The sequence below is a fragment of the Pseudomonas sp. B16120 genome, assembly GCF_044218845.1.
GTDB lineage: Bacteria > Pseudomonadota > Gammaproteobacteria > Pseudomonadales > Pseudomonadaceae > Aquipseudomonas > Aquipseudomonas paracarnis.
This window is the reverse complement of the sequence record NZ_CP162588.1, coordinates 5,538,097-5,557,056: the sequence shown is the minus strand read 5'-3', so window position 1 is coordinate 5,557,056 and position 18,960 is coordinate 5,538,097. Positions and strand designations below refer to the sequence as shown.

Below are 18,960 nucleotides of genomic sequence, written 5' to 3'. Positions count from 1 at the left end.
TGATTTTTTGCCCTATAATTACCATCCGGTAATTATTCGCGTTGAGGACAAACTGAAGCGCATTTCAAATCAATTAGGAGGATTTCTGTAATGGCTAAAGCCCCCGAAACTGTATCAGTCAACGATCAGCGTTTCCTTGCTGGCCAGGCGGCGTTTGAGGAGATCACTGGGCTGCGTTCTAGTGAATTCTTGGACGGGCTAAAGGACCTTGCTCCTGCTATAGGCCGATTTGTTATGGAGTGGGAATTTGCCGATGTCTATGGGCAGAGTTCGTTAGATCTGCGTACCAGAGAACTCATTATGGTAGCTGGATGTGTTGCGCTAGGAGCAACTGCTGCTCCCATTCTGAAACTGCGAATTGGCTCAGCCTTGCGTGCCGGTGTTTCGCGTCAGGAAATTATTGACACAATTATCCAAATAGGTATAGCTGCCGGAGTTCCTGCTGCACTAGCGGCGATTCAGTCTGCTGGAGAAGTATTTGCAGTGCTCGATGCTTAAAGTGTTATCTGTTGCTTTTTTAGTAGGGAGCTCGAGAATAAAAAAAGGCTCTGCGATGTTTGGAAGGCCCGGCTAGGGGTGGTCTGAGGTAGCCATATTTTTTTGTAAAATTCGGCTGCCTCCAATTTTGAAAGTGCCGATTTGATCCAAAACGCTCAGATCACTCACTCATTCCTATCTTTATTAGCCGCCGTGAGAGCCTCACGGCGGCTATTCCCTATATTACAGGCACACCTCTCCTGTATCGCTCGCTAAATGTCGGAATGCCATCCACAGATTCGACATTGCAAATCGCGTCGCCAGATGTGCCGTGTCCTTTGCCAGGCTAGGGAAGCGTGTTTTCACAAAACTGAACTGGCTATTGATCATTGGAAAGGGTGTTAGAACTTATTCAACATTACTTTACCGGTCGCTTCTGTAGGCTCGTTATATACGTCGCTCTGAATCGCATGCCTACCTGCAGTGGGTGTCGATGCGACTTCAGTGGGGATACTACTGCCAAGCTTATCCACTGCTACTGGGGCACAAAAACATAAATCTTTCTTGGGTCATTTTTCAATAAGCTCCAACATGTAAGCCTGTGCTTGCTATTGTGTAGCTGCGAAGCGACGCCCGGTCTGGCTCTGACGTAACAGCCGTATTCATCGTTAGCCGAGTAAATTTTTAAGCCCGGTTACTGACAAGCTTTTAAGCAGGTTGATCATCACTCCAGTGTTCCGTCACTTGAAGGATGTCAGCTTTGGTGGTCTTAGCTTCATGATGGTGAGAGCCATGGCAGTTTGAGAGTCTGCCACAGCTATTTGTTAAAAAGCTAAACTCGCTTCGCGTCTATATTCAGCGCTAGCTTGTAACTTTTCTGGTTTTCAAGGTTTTTAATGTAGTTTTCAATATGTGGAAATTCGCTCTTGGATTTGAGCAGGTTGAGCGCGCCTTTTACCACAAATCCTAGCATGAAGTCTGCTCCTGTGAGTCTCTCCTCGATTAAAAACTTTTTGTTATTCAAGTGGTTGTTTAGATAGGAAAAAACTTTATTGAATTCAGCTTCGGCGTAGTTGTTAAGGAATTTTAGTTCGGTTCCAGATTGTGTTTCAAACTCATTAAATATTTTCAGTAAGAACGGAAGCATTGCCGAGCTTTCTGAGAAATGGATCCATTGTAAGTAGTCAAGGTATTCTGCAGAGCTTTCTGTTGGTGCTAAATGAGGTGCAAATTTTTTTATCAGGATTTCTGCGATCGCGCCTGACTCCGCAATTATTTTTCCATCAAGCTCGATAACTGGAGATTTGCCTAGGGGGTGAATGCCCCTCAGTGTCTCGGGGGCTAGATGTGTTTTTTTATCACGCTGATACCGAATAATTTCATATGGTTGGCCTATTTCTTCCAGCAGCCACAGAATACGAAACGACCTGGAGTCATTGAGGTGGTGAAGTTTTATCATCATTTTTACGCCTTCTGAGTGATCTCGGTAAGGGAAATGTGCATTGTCTGAGGCTATCGATAGGTAATTTGCGGACTCGCAACGAGTAGGCAAGAAATTGTATCTGTCAATATGCGACCAGTCTACTATTCTGGTGGGCTGAATGCTCCGATAGCACTTACGGTCCGCTCCGAGTCCTTTGAGATCTGCATCTCGATGCTTGTCTTCTAGCGAGAGAGGAGTGCGCCCACAGAAATCCAAGGAGCTTTGGGAGGCTTAGGATTGGTTCTTTGCGTGTACTGCGGCGCTATGAGGATGCCGAGCGTGGGTTGGTGTTTAGACCTGCGGCGGCCATCAACAATTGCTACAATCTCTGGAGCAAAAAACTCACATAGACGACTGGTCTATTTTATGGTAGCTTGCACTGATGAAACCACGTTACGATGATACGCGCCAACATTTGCTCGATACGGGTCACCGAATGATGGTGGTTAAGGGGTTCACGGGTGTTGGGCTTAACGAGATTCTGCAAGCCGCAAGTGTGCCAAAAGGTTCGTTCTATCATTACTTCAAATCCAAGGAGCAGTACGGGCAGTGCTTGCTCGAGGATTACTTTCGCAATTATCTGGCGAACATGGATGAACGATTTGCCGCTACCGGCAATACAGCCCGTGAGCGGCTTATGGGATATTGGCAGAAATGGCTTGAAAGCTATTGTAAGCCCTGCGATGAGCAAAAGTGTCTTGTAGTTAAACTGAGCGCTGAGGTTGCAGATCTTTCGGAGGTTATGCGCCTCACTCTCCGTGACGGAACAGATCAGATAATTGAACGTATTTCTGGCTGTCTTGAGCAGGGTCAACTAGACGGTTCTTTGCCGCAAGGTGATGCTTACCGAACGGCCTTGGCGCTATACCAGCTTTGGCTTGGTGCAAGCCTGCTGAGCAAGCTGCACCGTAACAGTCGGTCGCTAGAAAATGCCATGGCTACTACTCTGATGATGCTGGTCCCTGAGGAGGCGTGATTACGAGATCGCCCACCCTCCCGCCTCGGTAGGGTGGCTTTTTTATGTGAAAAATAGCAGACTGGTCTAATTTTTCCGTTGATGCGGTTGTTTTTCCCCGCCATCCAAGGAGTGTGAAGATGTCTCAATCAAAGCAAATCAATCGAAGCGTTGTTCTGGCATCGCGTCCACATGGTGCGCCTGTCGAAGCGAATTTTCTTATTGAACAAGGTCCAATTCCTGAACCCGCAGAGGGGCAGGTACTTCTGCGTACTATCTATCTATCGCTAGACCCTTACATGCGTGGTCGCATGAGTGATGCGCCGTCCTATGCCCCTCCTGTCGAAGTGGGCGGAGTAATGGTGGGGGGCACTGTATGTCGTGTGGTTGCCTCAAAGCATCATGCCTATAAAGTGAATGACTGGGTGCTGTCTTTTAGTGGTTGGCAGGACTATGCGCTGTCTGATGGCAGCGACCTGACCCCTTTGGGCGATTCGCCAGCGCAGCCGTCTTATGCATTGGGCATATTTGGAATGCCAGGCTTCACCGCATACATGGGCTTACTGGATATTGGTCGGCCGCAGGCGGGTGAAACGCTGGTGGTGGCGGCTGCTACCGGGCCGGTCGGTGCGACTGTCGGGCAAATCGGCAAGATCAAGGGCTGTCACGTGGTCGGTGTGGCCGGAGGGGCGGAAAAGTGCCGGCATGCTGTCGAGGTGCTAGGTTTCGACGCCTGCCTCGATCATCGAGCGCCGGACTTCGCCGAGCAACTGGCCAAGGCCTGCCCGTCGGGTATCGACATTTACTTCGAGAATGTCGGTGGAAAAGTCTTCGATGCTGTGCTGCCGCTGCTCAATGCCAAGGCCCGAGTGCCGGTCTGCGGAATTATTGCGCACTACAACGATACCGCTTTACCCGACGGGCCAGATCGCTCGCCTGCCTTGATGGGGGCTATTCTGCGTAAGCGTATTAAAGTCCAAGGCTTCATTATTTTTGATGATTACGCGCACCGCTACGACGAATTCTTTAACGATATGTCAAGCTGGTTTGCGCAGGGCCGGATTAAGTATCGTGAAGAATTGGTGAGTGGTCTAGAGGAGGCGCCTAAGGCCTTTATCGGCCTGCTAGAGGGGCGTAATTTTGGCAAGCTAGTGGTTCGGGTAAGTGAAGACTGATTGCCTGTTGTTGGAATGACAGTGTTTTTTGCTCTGCCAGCTCAAGCTCCTTGCTGGTAGGGCTTTTTTATTTAAAAAGATCCAGGCCACTAAGTACAAGTAATGCCTGTGGGGGGATTATGCACGCACGCAGTAAGCGCTCGCATCAAATAAACGCCGCGTTCTGGCGTGTACTGGTTGGCTGCTTGGGGCTTTACCCAACGCTTTTGTTGGTGCTGAGTATATTAGCCCCGCTGACCCGTGATTTGAGTTTCCCAGTAATGGTATTGGTGGAGGTGCTGGTATTGGTACCAATCACCCAGCTTGTCTCCTTTCCGCTGGCCGGGTGGTTGGTTGCCCGTTTAAGGCGGATTAATTCGTGAACGTATGAGGCTGTTTTGGCCTGTTTCCCATACCGCACCCACATGATTAAAGCGATAACTAAGGTTGTCAGCATTAAAAATACTAGTCTGAGGAATGAAGATGCAAACGCTAATCATCAATGGACAGTCGCACCAAGTCGACGTGCCGCAGGATATGCCTCTGCTTTGGGTCTTACGCGATGTGCTTGGCCTCACCGGGACAAAATACGGCTGTGGTATTGCTCAGTGTGGCGTTTGCACCGTGCATCTTGATGGTCAGCCGATACGTTCGTGCGTGACCCCTGTTGCTGCTTTGACGGGCCGCTCAATCACCACCATTGAAGCCATCGGTGAGACTGCTGTCGGTCAAGCCGTTCAACAGGCTTGGCTGGCGCATGAGGTGGTGCAATGCGGTTACTGTCAGTCAGGGCAGATCATGGCGGCCACTGCTCTGCTGCAGAGCCAGCCCGCGCCAGACGATCAGGCGATTGATGCTGCAATGGCAGGCAATCTTTGTCGCTGCGCCACCTACACCCGTATTCGCACAGCCATCCACAGTGTTGGCCGTGTAGAGGAGGCGTGAGATGAAGAAGACAATCGAAATGAATGTTGATATGTCCCGTCGCCGTCTCTTGCAAGGCAGCGGTATCGCGGTCGGCGGCTTGGTGTTGAGTACCTGGCTACCGCCGTTGGTGTCCAAAAGCGCTGCCTCCGAGGCTGCTGCCTTAGGCCGGCTGGGTGATCGCTCCGCTGAGGGGTTCGGGGCCTTTGTGCGGGTGGGCCCAGATGGCGTGGTCACGGTGATCTCGCCGAAGATTGAAATGGGTCAGGGCGCGCAAACTGGTATAGCAATGATGGTGGCGGAGGAGCTTGAGGTCGATTTGGATAAGGTAGTAATCCAGGAGGCCCCACCGAACTCCGCACTGTATACCGATACCTTGCTTCAGTTTCAGGCCACTGGTGGCTCGACCTCTACCCGTTACACCTGGGAGCCGCTGCGTCGGGCGGGCGCTACAGCGCGCATTCTGTTGATTCAGGCGGCAGCGCTGCAATGGCGCGTCGCGCCGAGCCTGTGTCATGCGCAGAATGGCCAGGTGTTTGGCCCCAAAGGCCTGCAGGCTGACTACGGCGATTTGGTCGAGGCCGCTGCGACGCTGCCGTTGCCCGACGCGGTGCCGCTGAAAACCCCCGAGCAGTTCAAGCTGTTGGGCACTCCCGCGCAACGCCTGGACACGCCCGCGAAGGTCAACGGCAAGGCGCGTTTTACCATTGACCTGCAAATCCCCGGGATGCTGGTGGCCTCCAGCATCACCTGTCCGGTGTATGGCGGACGGCTGCGTTCGGTTGATGAAACTGAGGCGCGACGGGTGTTAGGGGTTCGCGACATCGTGCGTTTGGACAATGCCGTGGCCGTTACCGCAAGTAACTTTTGGGCCTGCCAGCAGGCCATCAAAGCGTTAAAGATCGAGTGGGAACTTGGGTCGAACGCTACTATCGGATCAAAGCAACTGGACCAGGAGCTGCTAGCCGCAAGTAGCCGTGATGGCGTGGTCGCTAAGCGCACAGGCGATATTGAGCAAGCCAAACAGGGATCTTCCAGCCAGTTCGAGGCCGTTTACGAGCAAGCGCTGTTGTCGCATTCGCCGCTTGAGCCCATGAGCTGCGTGGCCCATGTGCGTAAAGATGCGTGCGAGCTATGGGTGGGCACCCAAGTGCCGGTCTTCGCCCAACAGACGGCCGCCCAAGTCACCGGGCTGCCCTTGGAAAAAATCCAGGTGCACAATCAATTGATCGGTGGGGCATTTGGCCGGCGTCTGGAGTTCGACTTCATCACCCAAGCAGTGGCCATCGCGCGTCAGGTCGATTACCCGATCAAGCTGGTCTGGAGCCGTGAGGAGGACATGACCCACGACCTGTATCGGCCGCTCTATGCCGATCGTATGCAAGCCGCCCTCGATAAGCAGGGGCGTCCGCTGGGCTGGGAACACCGTATCGCTGGTGCCTCGATTCTCGCCCGCTATGCCGGCAGCTTGCCTCCCAGCGGCGTGGATGCCGATGCCGTTGAAGTCGCGGTGGAACCCATCTACCGCCTGCCGCATTTGCAGGTTCGCTATATCCGCCAGGAGCCGAGTGTCGTGCCCGTGTCCTGGTGGCGAGGCGTGGGCCCTCTGCGGGGGACCTATGCCCTGGAGTGTTTTATTGATGAGCTGGCGCACAATGCCAAGGCCGACCCGGTGGTCTACCGTTTGGAGCTGTTGGCGGACCAGCCACGTGCCCAGGCGGTGCTGCGCTTACTTGCTGAGAAGAGTGACTGGTACCAGTCTTTACCTGCTGGGCAGGGTCGGGGTGTGGCAGTAAGTTCGGTGTTTGGCAGCTATGTAGCAACTCTCGTTGAGCTTGAGATGCAGGGTGAATTTGGCTTGCGCATTAAACGCTTGATCAGTGTTGTGGACTGCGGCTTCGCGACTAACCCGACGTCGGTCTTGGCGCAGGTTGAAGGTGGGACATTATTCGGTCTGTCTGCTTCGTTGTTCAACGAAATTCTTATCGAGAACGGTCAGGTTCAGCAGACCAACTTCCACAACTATCGGCAGCTGCGCATAAGTGAGGCGCCAGCAGTTGAGGTGCACCTGCTGCCTAGCCTGGAAGCACCGGGCGGAGTCGGGGAAGCCGGTACTGCGCTGATCGGTCCAGCTTTGGTTAACGCTCTCTACGCTGCTTCCGGTACGCGCATTCGTCGGTTACCACTTAGCCGTGCTGGCTATTATCCGGTTTGAGGAGTTACTCGTGAATTTGATAACAAGTTGGCTATTGCTCGCTAGCGGATTCCTGGTGGCGCAGTTTGCGTATGCGCAGGAGGACTTACTTGCCAGGGGCGAGTATCTTGCGCGCGCTGCAAATTGCGTGGCTTGCCATACCGTGCCCGGTGGTAAACCCTTCACCGGTGGTGTCGAATTTAAGCTGCCATTCGGCTCGCTTTTTTCGCCCAATATCACTCCAGATAAGCAAACTGGCATCGGAGCCTGGACTGATGATGAGTTCGTTAGCGCGCTGCGAACCGGCGTGGGGCGCGATGGCAAACACTACTATCCAGCATTCCCTTATACGTCCTACAGCAAGATGTCGCGTGACGACATCCTGGCCATCAAAAGCTATCTCGATAGCCTGGAGCCAATCGAGCAGGTGGCTCAAGAGAACCAGCTGAACTTCCCGTTCAATCAGCGTTGGGGGATGTTTTTCTGGAATATGCTGTTCCTGGACGACAAGCAATTTCAAACCGAGGCCCAGCACTCTAGCGAGTGGAATCGAGGCAAATACCTAGTGGAAGGTCCTGGCCACTGTGGTGAGTGCCATTCGCCTCGGAACCTGTTCCAAGCTGTCAGCAAAGACCGTTCGCTTGCCGGTAACCTGATACAGGGTTGGAACGCTTACAACATCAGCTCTGACCCGATAAATGGCGTCGGTGCCTGGCCCACGGACGTGCTGGCGCGTTACTTGAAAGACGGCGCAGCGCCAGGATTCGGGTTGTCCACCGGGCCGATGGCGGAGGTGGTGGAGCACAGTCTGAGCCATCTGACCGACGCCGATCGTCACGCGATCGCCGTTTATCTCAAGGACTCACCGGCGCGCAGCGAAGGTGTGGCTCGTCCCCAGAAGGCTAAGCTTGCACCGCAGGGGGGCGACAATGCCCTTGGCAACAAACTGTTCGCCGAAGCCTGTTCTAGTTGTCACCGCTGGGACGGGACCGGAAACCAGAGTCAGACGGCCATGCTACGGGGTCTAAAGACGGTCAACGATCCTGCCGCCAGTAACTTGCTGGGCGTCCTGCTAAATGGGCATGGTTCGACCGACACTCGGGTAGATCGACGCATGCCGTCGTTCGGGACCATTTACTCCGACCAGGAATTGGCTGCGCTGAGCAGCTTCGTACTGAAACGCTTTGGCGAGACTGGTGCGCAGGTATCGGAGCAAGCTGTGGCCAAGCGCCGTACTGAGTCCCTTCATTGAGCCGAGGTGCCTCATGTCTGGTCTGATTCCACTGCTGGATGTACTCCTGGCGGAGCGCAATGCTGGCCGAGAAGCGGTGCTTGCGACCGTGGTAAAAGTCGACGGCTCTGCGTATCGGCGACCAGGAGCGCGGATGCTAGTCTCGCGCTTCGGCAGGCCCGAGGGGACCATCAGTGGTGGCTGCCTGGAGGCGGAAGTCGCCAGAAAAGCCTGGTGGTTAACTGAAGCTGGGCCTGCACTGCGTAGCTACAGCACCTCCGAGGCGGATGAGGGCAGTGAGGAAGCGCTGAGTTTCGGGCTGGGCTGCAACGGTAAGGTTCACGTATTGTTCGAGCGGCTGCCTGCCAGTGGACCTTGCGCGTTGATTACTGCGTTGCTTGGCGTTCGCGACACCCAGCAACCGGCGGCCATCGCCACGGTGATCGCCAGCTCGGCTGATGGTTCACACCGGTTAGGTGATCGCCTGTTATTAGTGTCAGGACAAAGCGCCGAGGGCGAGTTGCTGCAGTCGGCGCTGGCTGAGCAGATCAGGATTGATCTCCAACAGACCTTGGTGCGTGGAAAGTCATCCCGATATCTTTACCCGAATGGCACCGGCAAGATTGAAGTGCTTATGGAGTACCTGCCGCCCGTGCGGCGTTTGGTAGTGTTTGGTGCGGGCCATGATGCCCAGCCGCTGGTGCGCATGGCCAAGCTCTTGGGCTGGCATGTGACAATCATCGATGGGCGGTCACACTTTGCCCGAGCAGAGCGTTTTCCCGACGCTGACCAGGTGCTGGTTGGCGATGTTGAGCAACCTTTCGCCTACCGTGAACTTGTACGCGGCGCAGCGGTGGCGGTGATGACTCACAGCTTGGTGCAAGACGCGCACTGGCTGCAGGGAGTGTTGCACAGTGAGCCCTGTTATGTAGGGCAGTTGGGCCCGCGTGAGCGCACCGAGCGCCTGCTGGCCGGTATCCACGAGCAGCAGGGCGAGTTGCCGGGGCTGGCGTGTTTGCATTATCCGATTGGCCTGGACCTGGGCGGCGACACTCCGGAAAGCGTGGCTATGGCGATGCTGGCGGAAATTCAGGCGGTGCTCAATGGCCGCAATGGTGGCAGCCTGCGTTTCAGGTCCGCGAGTATCCATGATAGCGACCCAGTGCTGATCGCTAGCGAGACCGAAACCGAAATCGCTTTTGCTGCAGAGGCTTATCGGCGGTTCGCCGTGCAGCCTTGACGACTGATCAACCGAGGAACCTATCAGCATGAATCAAGCCATACGCGTTGTAGCGATACTGACCGCCAAAGGCGGCAAAGAGCAGCAGGTCGAGCAGATTCTGCGAGCTTGCGTGCATCCCTCGCGGGCCGAAGACGGTTGCCTGTCTTACGTCCTGAGTCGGTGCATTGAACAGGTCGGACGGTTTGTCTTCGTCGAGCGCTGGGCAAGCCATGAGGCGATAGCGCTTCATCGGCAGATGCACCATTACACGACCATGGCCAATGCCCTTGGCGAGCTGCTGAGCGATCGTCAGGTTTATGTGCTGGAGGCGTTGGCTGAGGATGGCGAGTCAGCCACTGGCTTCGACACGGACATGGCAGGGTGATCGTCGATCGACAGGGTCGGCGTTTCCGCAAACTTCGCCTGAGCCTCACGGCTGCCTGCAATTACGCCTGCACCTACTGTGTGGCCGATGGCCGCCGCTTGGTGGCCGCGCGTGATGAGCTGACGGCCGCGTCGATGCTGCGCGCCGTCGAACTGCTCAGGGATGTCGCCGGTATCGACGCGCTGCGCATTACCGGCGGTGAGCCGCTGCTGAGTGATCGGCTGGAGCCTTTTCTGCAGGGCATCGGTGCGCTAGCGTTGCAGGACATCAGCCTGACCACTAATGGACAATTGCTGGCCGGCAAGTTGCCGTTATTGCGCAGCGCGGGCATCCAGCGGGTCAATGTGTCCCTCGACACACTTGACCCGCGCGCCTTCCGCAAGATCGCAAAGGGCGGCGATCTGCAGACTGTGCTTAACGGCATTGAGCTGGCGCGTCGATCTGGTATGAGCATCAAAATCAATATGGTGCCGATGCGTGGCAGCAACCTCGACCAGGTCATGCCCATGTTGGCGTTCTGCCTGGAGCAGGGCTACGAATTGCGCTTTATCGAGCTGATGCGCATGGGCCATCTGGCCCAGCATGCAGAGGCTTTTCGTACCCAGTTCGTCGGCCAGCGCGAGCTGCTGGAGCTTATCGGCGAGTGTTATGTCTTCACACAAACCGAGGCAGCGCTAGATGCCACTGCGCTGCGTTATAGCGTGGGCGAGCGCGGGGCGTTCGGTATTATTGCCAACGAAAGCGCGCCCTTTTGCCGGAGCTGCAGTCGTCTGCGGTTGTCGTCTACGGGCTGGTTATACGGATGCCTATCATCCAATCGCGGACATTTTATGGGCGCGCTGTTGGATCTGCCGACTGAGCAGGCGCAGCCGCAACTGAAAGGGTTGCTCAGTCGTGCGCTGCAGGACAAACAAGACGCCACTTTTACCGGCAGTGCCCTGATTATGAAATCGGTGGGTGGCTAAGGTCGGCCGGCTTGTCGACGTCCAGCAGGATGCCCCTGTCAGCAAGCGTCACTTCTATCACCTGTTGCGCATGGGTGGCGATTAAAGCCTTGGCCCCATTCTCCCCTTGCAGTTGCATCAACTCCGGCCAAAAGCGCCGGCCGAACAACACGGGGTGTCCGCACTGGCCATCGCAGTAAGCGACAACAATATGTTCAGCGTGCGCATGCGCGCGCAACTGCAACAGCGTTGCGAGAGTAATCCACGGCATATCCCCGAGCAGCACCGCCACCGCAGTGGCCTGCGTATTTGCCAGGCTCTGGATGCCGGCGGCCAGGCTTGAGCCCATGCCCTGTTTGGCGTGGGCCGCACGTACCAGATGAATGTCATGCGGAATAGCCAAGGCCTGTGCATCATCCTCAGCCTTTAATACGACTCGAACATCGCTGAAGGCTTCTTTCGCGCGCAACAACGTCGCGCGCAAAAGGCTGCTGCCGTCTGCCAGCTGGGCAAGGCGTTTGTCGCTGCCGAAGCGTTGCCCGGAGCCGGCGGCGAGAACTAGGCCGACATATTCAGGCTTGCGGTGCGGTTCTGTCATGTTGAAAAAATCCTATGCTGCCCCCTGAAGAAGAGGGCCGGCCGTAAAAAACCACTAGGAGGCTTCGCGCTTCTCTCTGGAATGTGCAGTATTTTGCGTATACCGCTCCGGTTTCAGAGTGATTAAGTGGCAGTTTGGCGAAACCAAAGTGCGTTTCCACTGGGTAGTGAAGAACGCCGCGCCACAGGTCAAGTTGTTCGATCTGTCGAACCTGCACATGTCCTGGCTGGCCGGTATTTGCTGATCACCCCAGGCGAGATGGGGGCGTAATGCAGAGTATGCCCGCTACCAAATGCTCGCTGCGGCTAAAAACTCATAAATGAACGGGTTAGTTGATCGTTACTTGGTCAGATTGCTGTTTTTGAAATCGGCAAGCACTGAAATCAGCCAGAAATACAAGGTTTCTTCAGCCTTAGATTTTTTCTTGCAGCGCTTTGAAAAAGGCATCGATATTTTCGTCGTGGCGTTTGTAGTAGGTCCAGGGGCCGATCCGCTGCGATGTCACCAATTGCGCGCGCTGCAGAGCTGCGAGATAAAGCGATGTGGTGGACTGCGAGAGGCCCGTGCGCTCTTGGATGATACTGACGCACACGCCTACCGTTTCTGGGTCGACCTCCTGCTCTGGAAAGATTGTCCTGGGATCCTTGAGCCAATTGAGGATGGCAAGGCGCATCGGGTTTGCCAATGCTTTCAGTGCTTCGTTGACGTCAATGGTCATGGAATTTTGATACCTGTTTTTTGCGATATTTAGATATCTTCCGGGTTTGCGCAGAAAAATGGAAGGTATTGACGTGACCTCTGCGCCCGCCGTCTGTTGCAAGGACTGGCCGCTCCTGGCTGAAGTATTGTTGCTCTGTCAGGCAGCACTATCAGAAGCCTGGACGCCGAATTGCGGGACGATATGCTTGCCAAGTTCCTCGATAACCTCTGCTGCGGGGCGTTTACCATACTTGAGGTTCAGGATGACGTGATCTACACCGATTTCCTGAAGTGTATCCAGCAAGGCCCGAAGGTGGTTACGTCCTAGTCGAAATCCTAGATGGATATGCGAGGGCGGCGTGGACGGGTGTTCGTCCAGGTCGATATAAAGCGATTGCAAGAACGGCTTGTAGATAGTGCCACACTGTTTAACTATTTCCTGTCGCCAATCCTCCACGATCAGTCGCTGTATTTTTGGCGGACGTGGATAGTTGATCCATCCATGGCTTTCACGTGCGATCCAATCGAGCGGCTGGCGGCTGTGTCCGGTTACGAATAGCGGTATTTCCCGAGTCGTAGGTTTGGGAACGAGGTCGGCCCCCACTAACTCGCCGCCACTCCAGCGAATGGGCTCGAAGTGTGTTCGATGGGCTTGGCGTATCACATTGAAGTTTTCTTGAAAGGTCTCGCCACGCTTTTCTGGATCAATGCTGAATGCGGGAAACTCCACGGGACGATCGCCAGAGGCTACTCCCAGGAGCAAGCGACCTCCGCTCAACTGATCAATGCTCGCTGCGGCCTTTGCCGTGTGCAAGGGATTACGCAAAGTAAGGGCGATGGAGGCGGTACCTAGTGCGATTTCTGTTGTATGGGCTGCCATGTAGCCCAGATACACCCAAGGGTCGAAAACCTGGCCGACATCGCCGAAGCTAGGGTCCCTGAGTGGGACGTCGCGAAACCAGAGCGCCGAAAAACCAAGTGCCTCTGCACGTTTGGCCAGCGCGACCTGATCTAGCATGCTCGGTGTATCACCTTCGAAAGCCTCTAGGGGAAAGAACAGCCCAAGGCTTAGATGACCCTGCCTGAAGGTTCGTTTGAATCCCCTATGCTCTTGGTAGGGGATCGTGCTCGGTTGGTACATGCTTAACTTCCTCGGTCAGCAAACGCTGAGCCACGCCCCTGAGTTATGGGGCGTGGCATTGAGCGTTTAGGATTTGTAAGTCGGGTAGTCGGTGTAGCCCTTATCGGTACCGCCGTACATGCTGCTTGGATCAACTGGGTTAAGCGGCCAGTTGTTGGCGATACGAGCGGGCAGGTCGGGGTTCGCAATGAAGGGGCGACCAAAAGCGATCAGGTCGCCCCAGCCAGCTTTTATCACGCGATTTCCTCGTTCAGCGGTGTACTTGCCGGCATAGAGAATCTTGCCGCTGAAGGTCTTACGAACATCTTCCCGGAACGTCTCAGGCAGCTCGGGTGCGTTTTCCCAATCGGCTTCGGCGAGCGACAGGTAGGCAATGCCCACTTCCTCGAGGATCTTCACTGCCTCGATGTAGGTTTGGTGAGGATCTTCTTCGACCAGGCCAAGGTATACGCGGTCTTCGTCTGTGGTCGCGAACAGCGGGGCGAAGCGAACGCCCATGCGCTCCTTGCCGACGACACCAGCAACGGCCAGGGTGATTTCGCGCAGGAAGCGAAGACGGTTCTGCAGCGAACCGCCATATTCATCATCACGCTGGTTGGTATGGGCCGAAATGAACTGGTTTACCAGGTACCCGTTCGCGCAATGAAGCTCCACCCCGTCAAAACCTGCGTCCAAAGCATTTCGGGCTGCTTGGGCGTAGAGCTCAACCAGTTCCTTTACCTCCTTGGTGGACAGGGCTCGTGGGGTCGATGGGTCGGCCAGTGCACCCGTGCCGGGTCCAGTTTCGATGAACACCTTGACGTTGTCCGCGCGGATGGCTGATGGCGCGACGGGCGCTTCACCACCGGGTTGCAGCGATGTGTGTGACACGCGGCCTACATGCCAAAGTTGAGCAAAGATCACCCCCCCTTCGGCGTGAACAGCGTCGGTGACCTTACGCCAGCCTTGTATCTGTTCTGGGCTATGAATGCCGGGTGTCCAGGCATAACCCTGTCCTCGGGGTTCGATCTGTGTGCCCTCGGTCACCATGAAGCCAGCACCGCTGCGCTGACGGTAATATGTGGCCATTAGGTCGTTCGCAATATTGCCGGGTTGGGAGCTGCGCGAACGCGTCAGTGGCGGCAGAACGATACGGTTCTTGAGGGTGTATGGGCCCAGCTGAGTGGTTTTAAAAAGTTCTGATTGTGTCATTTCGTTTACCTGCATATCTAAAATATTCGATGTTATAGGTCAAAAAAACATGGATCAGCGAGGTCAGAAGAGCCCGAGCGGTGCTTCGTTGAGGCTGACGTAGATGTTCTTCTTCTGGCTGTAGGCTTCCAGCATTGACTTGTGAGTTTCCCGTCCTAGGCCAGATTTCTTATAGCCACCAAAGGGGGCGTGGGCAGGGATCTCATGGTAGGTATTTACCCACATACGTCCGGTTTCCACCGCGCGTGCCACACGTAACGCCCGGTTGATGTCTTGGGTCCAGACTGCGCCCGCTAGGCCGTACTCGGAGTCGTTGGCCATGGCAATGACCTCCGCTTCATCCTTGAAAGGAATGACGCACAGAACAGGGCCGAAAATTTCCTCGTAGGCGACGCGCATATCGTTGCGCACACCGACCAGAATCGTTGGCTGGATGAAGAAGCCGGCATCGTAATCGGCACCTGTAAGGCGACCGCCGCCGATCAGTACCTCGGCACCTTCCTGTTTGGCGATATCAACGTAGCCGAGGATCCGTTCCATCTGGGTCTTGCTGACCTGTGCGCCCATCATGGTGTCTGGGTTCAATGGGTCACCCACACGCACAGCTTCGAACTTATGCTTGAGCTCAGCCAGGAATTGCTCGTAGATGGACTCGTGAACGAACAGCCGTGCGCCGGATTCGCAGACTTGGCCTTGGTTCCACAGGATGGCGAGGACTGCGCCTTCCACGGCCTTGTCCCAGTTCGCATCGGGGAAAACGATGTTGGCTGACTTGCCGCCCAGTTCAAGGGTGGCAGGAATGATTTTCTTCGCTGCCGCATTGGCGACGAGTTCGCCGACACGCGTCGAGCCAGTGAAGGCAAGCTTGCGCAGGTCTGGATGATCCAGTAGCGCCTGGCCAACTGAGGTGCCTAAGCCTGTGACGATGTTGACCACGCCGGCCGGAAGTACCTTGGCGAAGATCTTCGCCAGTTCAAGGATGGTTACCGGGGTTAGCTCAGAAGGTTTGATGACTACGGTGTTACCCGCCGCGATGGCTGGAGCGATCTTCCAGGCGGCCATAAGAAGCGGGAAGTTCCACGGAATCACTTGGCCCACGACGCCGAGGGGTTCACTGAGAGCGATGCTGAGTGTTTGCTCATCCAACATGACCGCCTCATCCGATTGGCTGCGGATTGCGCCGGCGAAGTAGCGGAAGTGATCAATCGCCAGTGGGATGTCGACGGAGCGACTTTCACGAATGGGTTTGCCTACATCAAGGGTTTCCAGAACGGCGAACCGATCGGCATCGGCTTCCAGCAGGTCGGCGATCTTCAGCAACGCATTGGCGCGTTCCGCTGGCGAGGTGGTACGCCAGGTCACGAAGGCGCGTTTTGCGGCCTGCACCGCGCGGTCGACGTCGGCAGCTGTGGCGTTTGGGATGTTGGTGAGAATTTTTCCGTTGGCGGGGTTGATAATGTCGAGGGTTTCACCGTTTTCGGCCGCCACCCACTGGTTGTCGATAAACAGGCCGTAGCTGTTGTCGGGAAGGTAGCTCGGATGGGTATCACTGGAATTTTGCATGGGTTACCTCCTGAGGTAAGTGCGATGGGTTTGGTTGAGATTATTTTAGATATTGATATATGTCAATATGTAGTTGTGTATTCGCGCAGGCATTCCTATCGCCGCACCTTTTCAGCCTGCTTCTGGATCGGCGGGGAGCGCGCTGTGCTGCGCGCCAGGCTTTGCTACGTAGTCCAGCCCCCCCCCCGATCTCTTCATCAAGGAGGGGGGGCTGCTGCATAAAAGCACTGAGGCCTGTTTGCGTTGAGGTGAAGATGTAAGTTAGAACGGCGCGTCGATATCCATGACGTTAATCAGCTTGTGGTTGACGAATTCCTTGATTCCCAAACCAATCAGCTCGCGACCGTAACCAGATCTTTTGATTCCGCCGAAAGGTAGGTCGGCTTTCGATGACGTTGGGTGATTGACGAACACCATGCCTGTCTCGATGCGCTTAGCAACCTCAACACCATGCTGTCCGTCTGCGGTGAATACCGAACCACCGAGCCCGAACGGAGAGTCGTTGGCGATAACTATCGCGTCTTCTTCGTTTTTAGCTCGTAGGATCATCGAGACCGGACCGAAGAACTCCCAGTAGTAGGCAGGGTTATCAGGCGTCAGGTTGGTCAGAATGGTCGGTTGAACAAATGCACCCTTGCTTGGTACCTTGGGCCCAACCTCGGTGGCCGTAGCACCGTAGTTGACTGCTTCACGAATCTTCGCGCGGATTTCGTCGGCGGCAGTTTGAGATGACAGGGGGGCTAGATTTGTTTCCGGATCGAACGGGTCGCCGGCCTTCAGTTGTGCTACACCTTCGGCATAAAGGCGCAGGAACTCGTCGTAGACTTCTTCCACTACAATCATGCGTTTGGATGATATGCACACCTGTCCAGCATTCCAGTGACGGCCTACAACAGCCCACTTCACGGTCTTTTTCAGTTCAGCGTCGCGCAGAACTATGAAGGCATCTGCCCCCCCCAGTTCCAATGTAGATTTCTTCAGTGCCTTGCCAGCCTGGGAGGCGATTATGGCACCTGCGCCTTCGGAACCGGTCAGTGCCACACCGTGTACTCGAGAGTCGTTGAGGATTGTCTCGATTTGCTGGCGAGTTGCGTACATGTTGCTGAATGCGCCAACAGGTAGACCAGCATCAAGCAGTAGTTGTTCGAAAGCTTCGGCACATTGCGGTACGTTTGAAGCATGTTTGAGCAGCACGGTATTACCCGCTGCCAACTGCGGTGCGAGAATGCGAGCAATTTGATAGTAAGGAAAGTTCCATGGTTCAATGGCCAGGATAGTGCCCAACGGCTCATGGACCAAGATTGCTTCACCCTCGGCTGGGTCGGCTACCGGCAGCTTCTGCGGAGTTAACAACGCTTCTGCATGTTTAACGTAATACTCAAAGATACTTGCTGAGATTTCTACTTCACCTAATGCTTCGGCAGTGATCTTGCCCATTTCCAGTGTTAGCAACCGGGCATAGTCGTTTGCTCGCGCGCGCAGCAGGTCGGCAGCTCGCTGAAGGACGGCCCCACGCTCTGCGATTGAGCAATTCTTCCAGACAAGAAATGCGTTGTGAGACGCCTCAAGAGCCTGTTCAATCTGAATATCTGTTGCATCTGGAAAACTTTTTAGAACTTCACCTGTATAGGGATTAACGGATGCGTATGCCATGCTGTTTCTCCAGCCTGAATTCATAGAATAAGCGCAACGCTTGAAACGAGAGGCAGAGAGCCAGCCACCGGTAGAATCCAGGCTCTCACACCGAAGGATTCAAGCGCAGATGACTACGCATTACCGGCAGCTGACTCAGGGACAACGTTACCAGATTGAGGCTGGCTTGAGCGCCGCAGAGAGCCAGGCGAGCATTGCAAAGCGGGTCGGCGTGCATCCCTCGACGATCAGTCGCGAGGTTCGCCGCAACAGCACCCAGAATATCTACAAGGCTGTTTCTGCGGCCCATGAAAGTGATGCTCGTCGAGCGGGTGCGCGCAAGTTTTGCAAGCCGGCGACATGGCTCAGCCATCATCTCCCGGTGTGGCTCAAGCATGGCATGAGTCCGGAGCAGATCGCCCAGCGGTTGAAGCAGGAGCAGCCAAGCCGGGCGGTCAGCCATGAGTGGATTTATCGGTTCATTGCCGCCGAACAGCGCGCCGGTGGTGAGCTTTATACCTATCTGCGACATCGCCGAAAGCGCTACCGGAAACGCTATGGAAGCCACGATCGGCGCGGGCAGCTGCGTAATCGCGTGTCAATCAGTGAACGCCCAGCCGAGGTCGAAAGCCGCGAGCGCCTGGGGGACTGGGAGGGCGATACGGTACATGGACTGGGCGGTAACCTGGTGACCCTGGTTGATCGCAAAAGCGGCTATCTGAGCGCCTATCCGGTCAAGCGCAGAACGCGCCGGCAGGTAACGCGGGCGATCAATCTGATGCTTCAGGGCCATGCCGCTCACACGCTGACGCTGGATAACGGAAGGGAGTTTGCCGGGCATGAACGCATCGCGCTACGGAGCCAGTGCCAGGTCTTTTTTGCAGACCCCTATTCATCCTGGCAACGTGGCACCAATGAAAACACCAACGGTCTGCTCCGCCAGTATTTCCCCAAGGGCAGCGACTTCAGCAAGCTGACCGTCGAAGCCGTCAATCGGACAGTAGCGAGGATCAATCTACGCCCGCGCAAGCGCTTGGGCTGGAAGACGCCGTACGAAGTGCATACAGGGGTGAGCGTTGCACTTATGTGTTGAATTCAGGCCAGTAATTTAAGTAAATTTGATTTGTTAATGAGACTGGTAAGTAGACAGAACCTAAACTGCGGGAA

The 18,960-nt window shown here is 55.3% G+C and carries 18 protein-coding genes and 1 pseudogene; 11 read left to right on the top strand and 8 right to left on the bottom strand.

Annotated elements, in window-relative coordinates; translation table 11 throughout:
• The first annotated feature begins 90 nt into the window (after positions 1 to 90).
• The gene (locus AB4P90_RS26000; protein ID WP_010562376.1) at positions 91 to 498 is read left to right on the top strand and encodes a carboxymuconolactone decarboxylase family protein; all 408 of its coding nucleotides are present in this window, start codon (positions 91 to 93) and stop codon (positions 496 to 498) included.
• A gap of 222 nt (positions 499 to 720) precedes the next feature.
• Here AB4P90_RS26000 and AB4P90_RS25995 read toward each other — a convergent pair.
• Together AB4P90_RS25995 and AB4P90_RS25990 are read right to left on the bottom strand one after the other, a co-directional pair.
• Positions 721 to 876: pseudogene (locus tag AB4P90_RS25995) on the bottom strand (IS5/IS1182 family transposase); the annotation flags it as partial.
• Positions 877 to 1,309: 433 nt separating this feature from the next.
• Positions 1,310 to 1,936 carry a glutathione S-transferase family protein gene (locus tag AB4P90_RS25990; RefSeq protein ID WP_042946338.1) on the bottom strand — a complete coding sequence of 209 codons (627 nt, stop codon included), beginning with the start codon at positions 1,934 to 1,936 and terminating at the stop codon, positions 1,310 to 1,312.
• A 406-nt stretch (positions 1,937 to 2,342) separates the two neighbouring features.
• Between AB4P90_RS25990 and AB4P90_RS25985 the strand changes: the two genes are divergently transcribed.
• The 8 genes from AB4P90_RS25985 to AB4P90_RS25950 all read left to right on the top strand — a co-directional run bounded on the left by AB4P90_RS25985 (position 2,343) and on the right by AB4P90_RS25950 (position 10,990).
• Complete coding sequence (locus AB4P90_RS25985) at positions 2,343 to 2,936, top strand: TetR/AcrR family transcriptional regulator (RefSeq protein WP_010562379.1); 594 nt, start codon at positions 2,343 to 2,345, stop codon at positions 2,934 to 2,936.
• Positions 2,937 to 3,055: 119 nt separating this feature from the next.
• Complete coding sequence (locus tag AB4P90_RS25980; RefSeq protein WP_010562380.1) at positions 3,056 to 4,090, top strand: NADP-dependent oxidoreductase; 1,035 nt, start codon at positions 3,056 to 3,058, stop codon at positions 4,088 to 4,090.
• A 462-nt stretch (positions 4,091 to 4,552) separates the two neighbouring features.
• Positions 4,553 to 5,014, top strand: coding sequence for a (2Fe-2S)-binding protein (locus AB4P90_RS25975; RefSeq protein WP_010562382.1), 462 nt, complete (start codon positions 4,553 to 4,555; stop codon positions 5,012 to 5,014).
• Between the two features lies 1 nt (position 5,015).
• The gene (locus tag AB4P90_RS25970) at positions 5,016 to 7,208 is read left to right on the top strand and encodes a molybdopterin cofactor-binding domain-containing protein (RefSeq protein ID WP_010562383.1); all 2,193 of its coding nucleotides are present in this window, start codon (positions 5,016 to 5,018) and stop codon (positions 7,206 to 7,208) included.
• Positions 7,209 to 7,218: 10 nt separating this feature from the next.
• Entirely contained in the window at positions 7,219 to 8,439 is a 1,221-nt protein-coding gene (locus tag AB4P90_RS25965; protein WP_010562384.1) for a cytochrome c, read from the top strand.
• 13 nt (positions 8,440 to 8,452) lie between these two features.
• A complete protein-coding gene (locus AB4P90_RS25960) occupies positions 8,453 to 9,658 on the top strand; it encodes an XdhC family protein (protein WP_042946283.1) in 1,206 nt (401 codons plus the stop codon).
• A 28-nt stretch (positions 9,659 to 9,686) separates the two neighbouring features.
• Positions 9,687 to 10,025, top strand: coding sequence for a putative quinol monooxygenase (locus AB4P90_RS25955; RefSeq protein WP_010562386.1), 339 nt, complete (start codon positions 9,687 to 9,689; stop codon positions 10,023 to 10,025).
• Complete coding sequence (locus AB4P90_RS25950; RefSeq protein ID WP_010562387.1) at positions 10,022 to 10,990, top strand: GTP 3',8-cyclase MoaA; 969 nt, start codon at positions 10,022 to 10,024, stop codon at positions 10,988 to 10,990. Before AB4P90_RS25955 ends, AB4P90_RS25950 begins: the two co-directional genes overlap by 4 nt.
• Here AB4P90_RS25950 and AB4P90_RS25945 read toward each other — a convergent pair.
• A complete protein-coding gene (locus AB4P90_RS25945) occupies positions 10,968 to 11,567 on the bottom strand; it encodes an NTP transferase domain-containing protein (RefSeq protein ID WP_010562388.1) in 600 nt (199 codons plus the stop codon). The two genes, AB4P90_RS25950 and AB4P90_RS25945, sit on opposite strands and share 23 nt — an antisense overlap.
• 118 nt (positions 11,568 to 11,685) lie before the next feature.
• Between AB4P90_RS25945 and AB4P90_RS25940 the strand changes: the two genes are divergently transcribed.
• Positions 11,686 to 11,811: a hypothetical protein gene (locus AB4P90_RS25940; RefSeq protein WP_010562389.1), complete on the top strand. Its 126-nt coding sequence runs from the start codon at positions 11,686 to 11,688 to the stop codon at positions 11,809 to 11,811.
• Positions 11,812 to 11,979: 168 nt separating this feature from the next.
• On the opposite strand, the gene AB4P90_RS25935 is transcribed toward AB4P90_RS25940, so the two are convergent.
• The 5 genes from AB4P90_RS25935 to AB4P90_RS25915 all read right to left on the bottom strand — a co-directional run bounded on the left by AB4P90_RS25935 (position 11,980) and on the right by AB4P90_RS25915 (position 17,814).
• Positions 11,980 to 12,285: a helix-turn-helix transcriptional regulator gene (locus AB4P90_RS25935; RefSeq protein ID WP_010562390.1), complete on the bottom strand. Its 306-nt coding sequence runs from the start codon at positions 12,283 to 12,285 to the stop codon at positions 11,980 to 11,982.
• Between the two features lie 138 nt (positions 12,286 to 12,423).
• Entirely contained in the window at positions 12,424 to 13,407 is a 984-nt protein-coding gene (locus tag AB4P90_RS25930) for an LLM class oxidoreductase (RefSeq protein ID WP_010562391.1), read from the bottom strand.
• Positions 13,408 to 13,473: 66 nt separating this feature from the next.
• Entirely contained in the window at positions 13,474 to 14,598 is a 1,125-nt protein-coding gene (locus tag AB4P90_RS25925) for an alkene reductase (protein WP_010562392.1), read from the bottom strand.
• A 63-nt stretch (positions 14,599 to 14,661) separates the two neighbouring features.
• Positions 14,662 to 16,161 carry an aldehyde dehydrogenase family protein gene (locus AB4P90_RS25920; protein WP_010562393.1) on the bottom strand — a complete coding sequence of 500 codons (1,500 nt, stop codon included), beginning with the start codon at positions 16,159 to 16,161 and terminating at the stop codon, positions 14,662 to 14,664.
• Between the two features lie 261 nt (positions 16,162 to 16,422).
• Positions 16,423 to 17,814 (bottom strand): NAD-dependent succinate-semialdehyde dehydrogenase, encoded by a 1,392-nt coding sequence (locus AB4P90_RS25915; protein WP_010562394.1) that lies wholly within the window; start codon positions 17,812 to 17,814, stop codon positions 16,423 to 16,425.
• 109 nt (positions 17,815 to 17,923) lie between these two features.
• Between AB4P90_RS25915 and AB4P90_RS25910 the strand changes: the two genes are divergently transcribed.
• A complete protein-coding gene (locus AB4P90_RS25910) occupies positions 17,924 to 18,886 on the top strand; it encodes an IS30-like element ISPpu17 family transposase (RefSeq protein ID WP_004577240.1) in 963 nt (320 codons plus the stop codon).
• Positions 18,887 to 18,960: the final 74 nt, after the last annotated feature.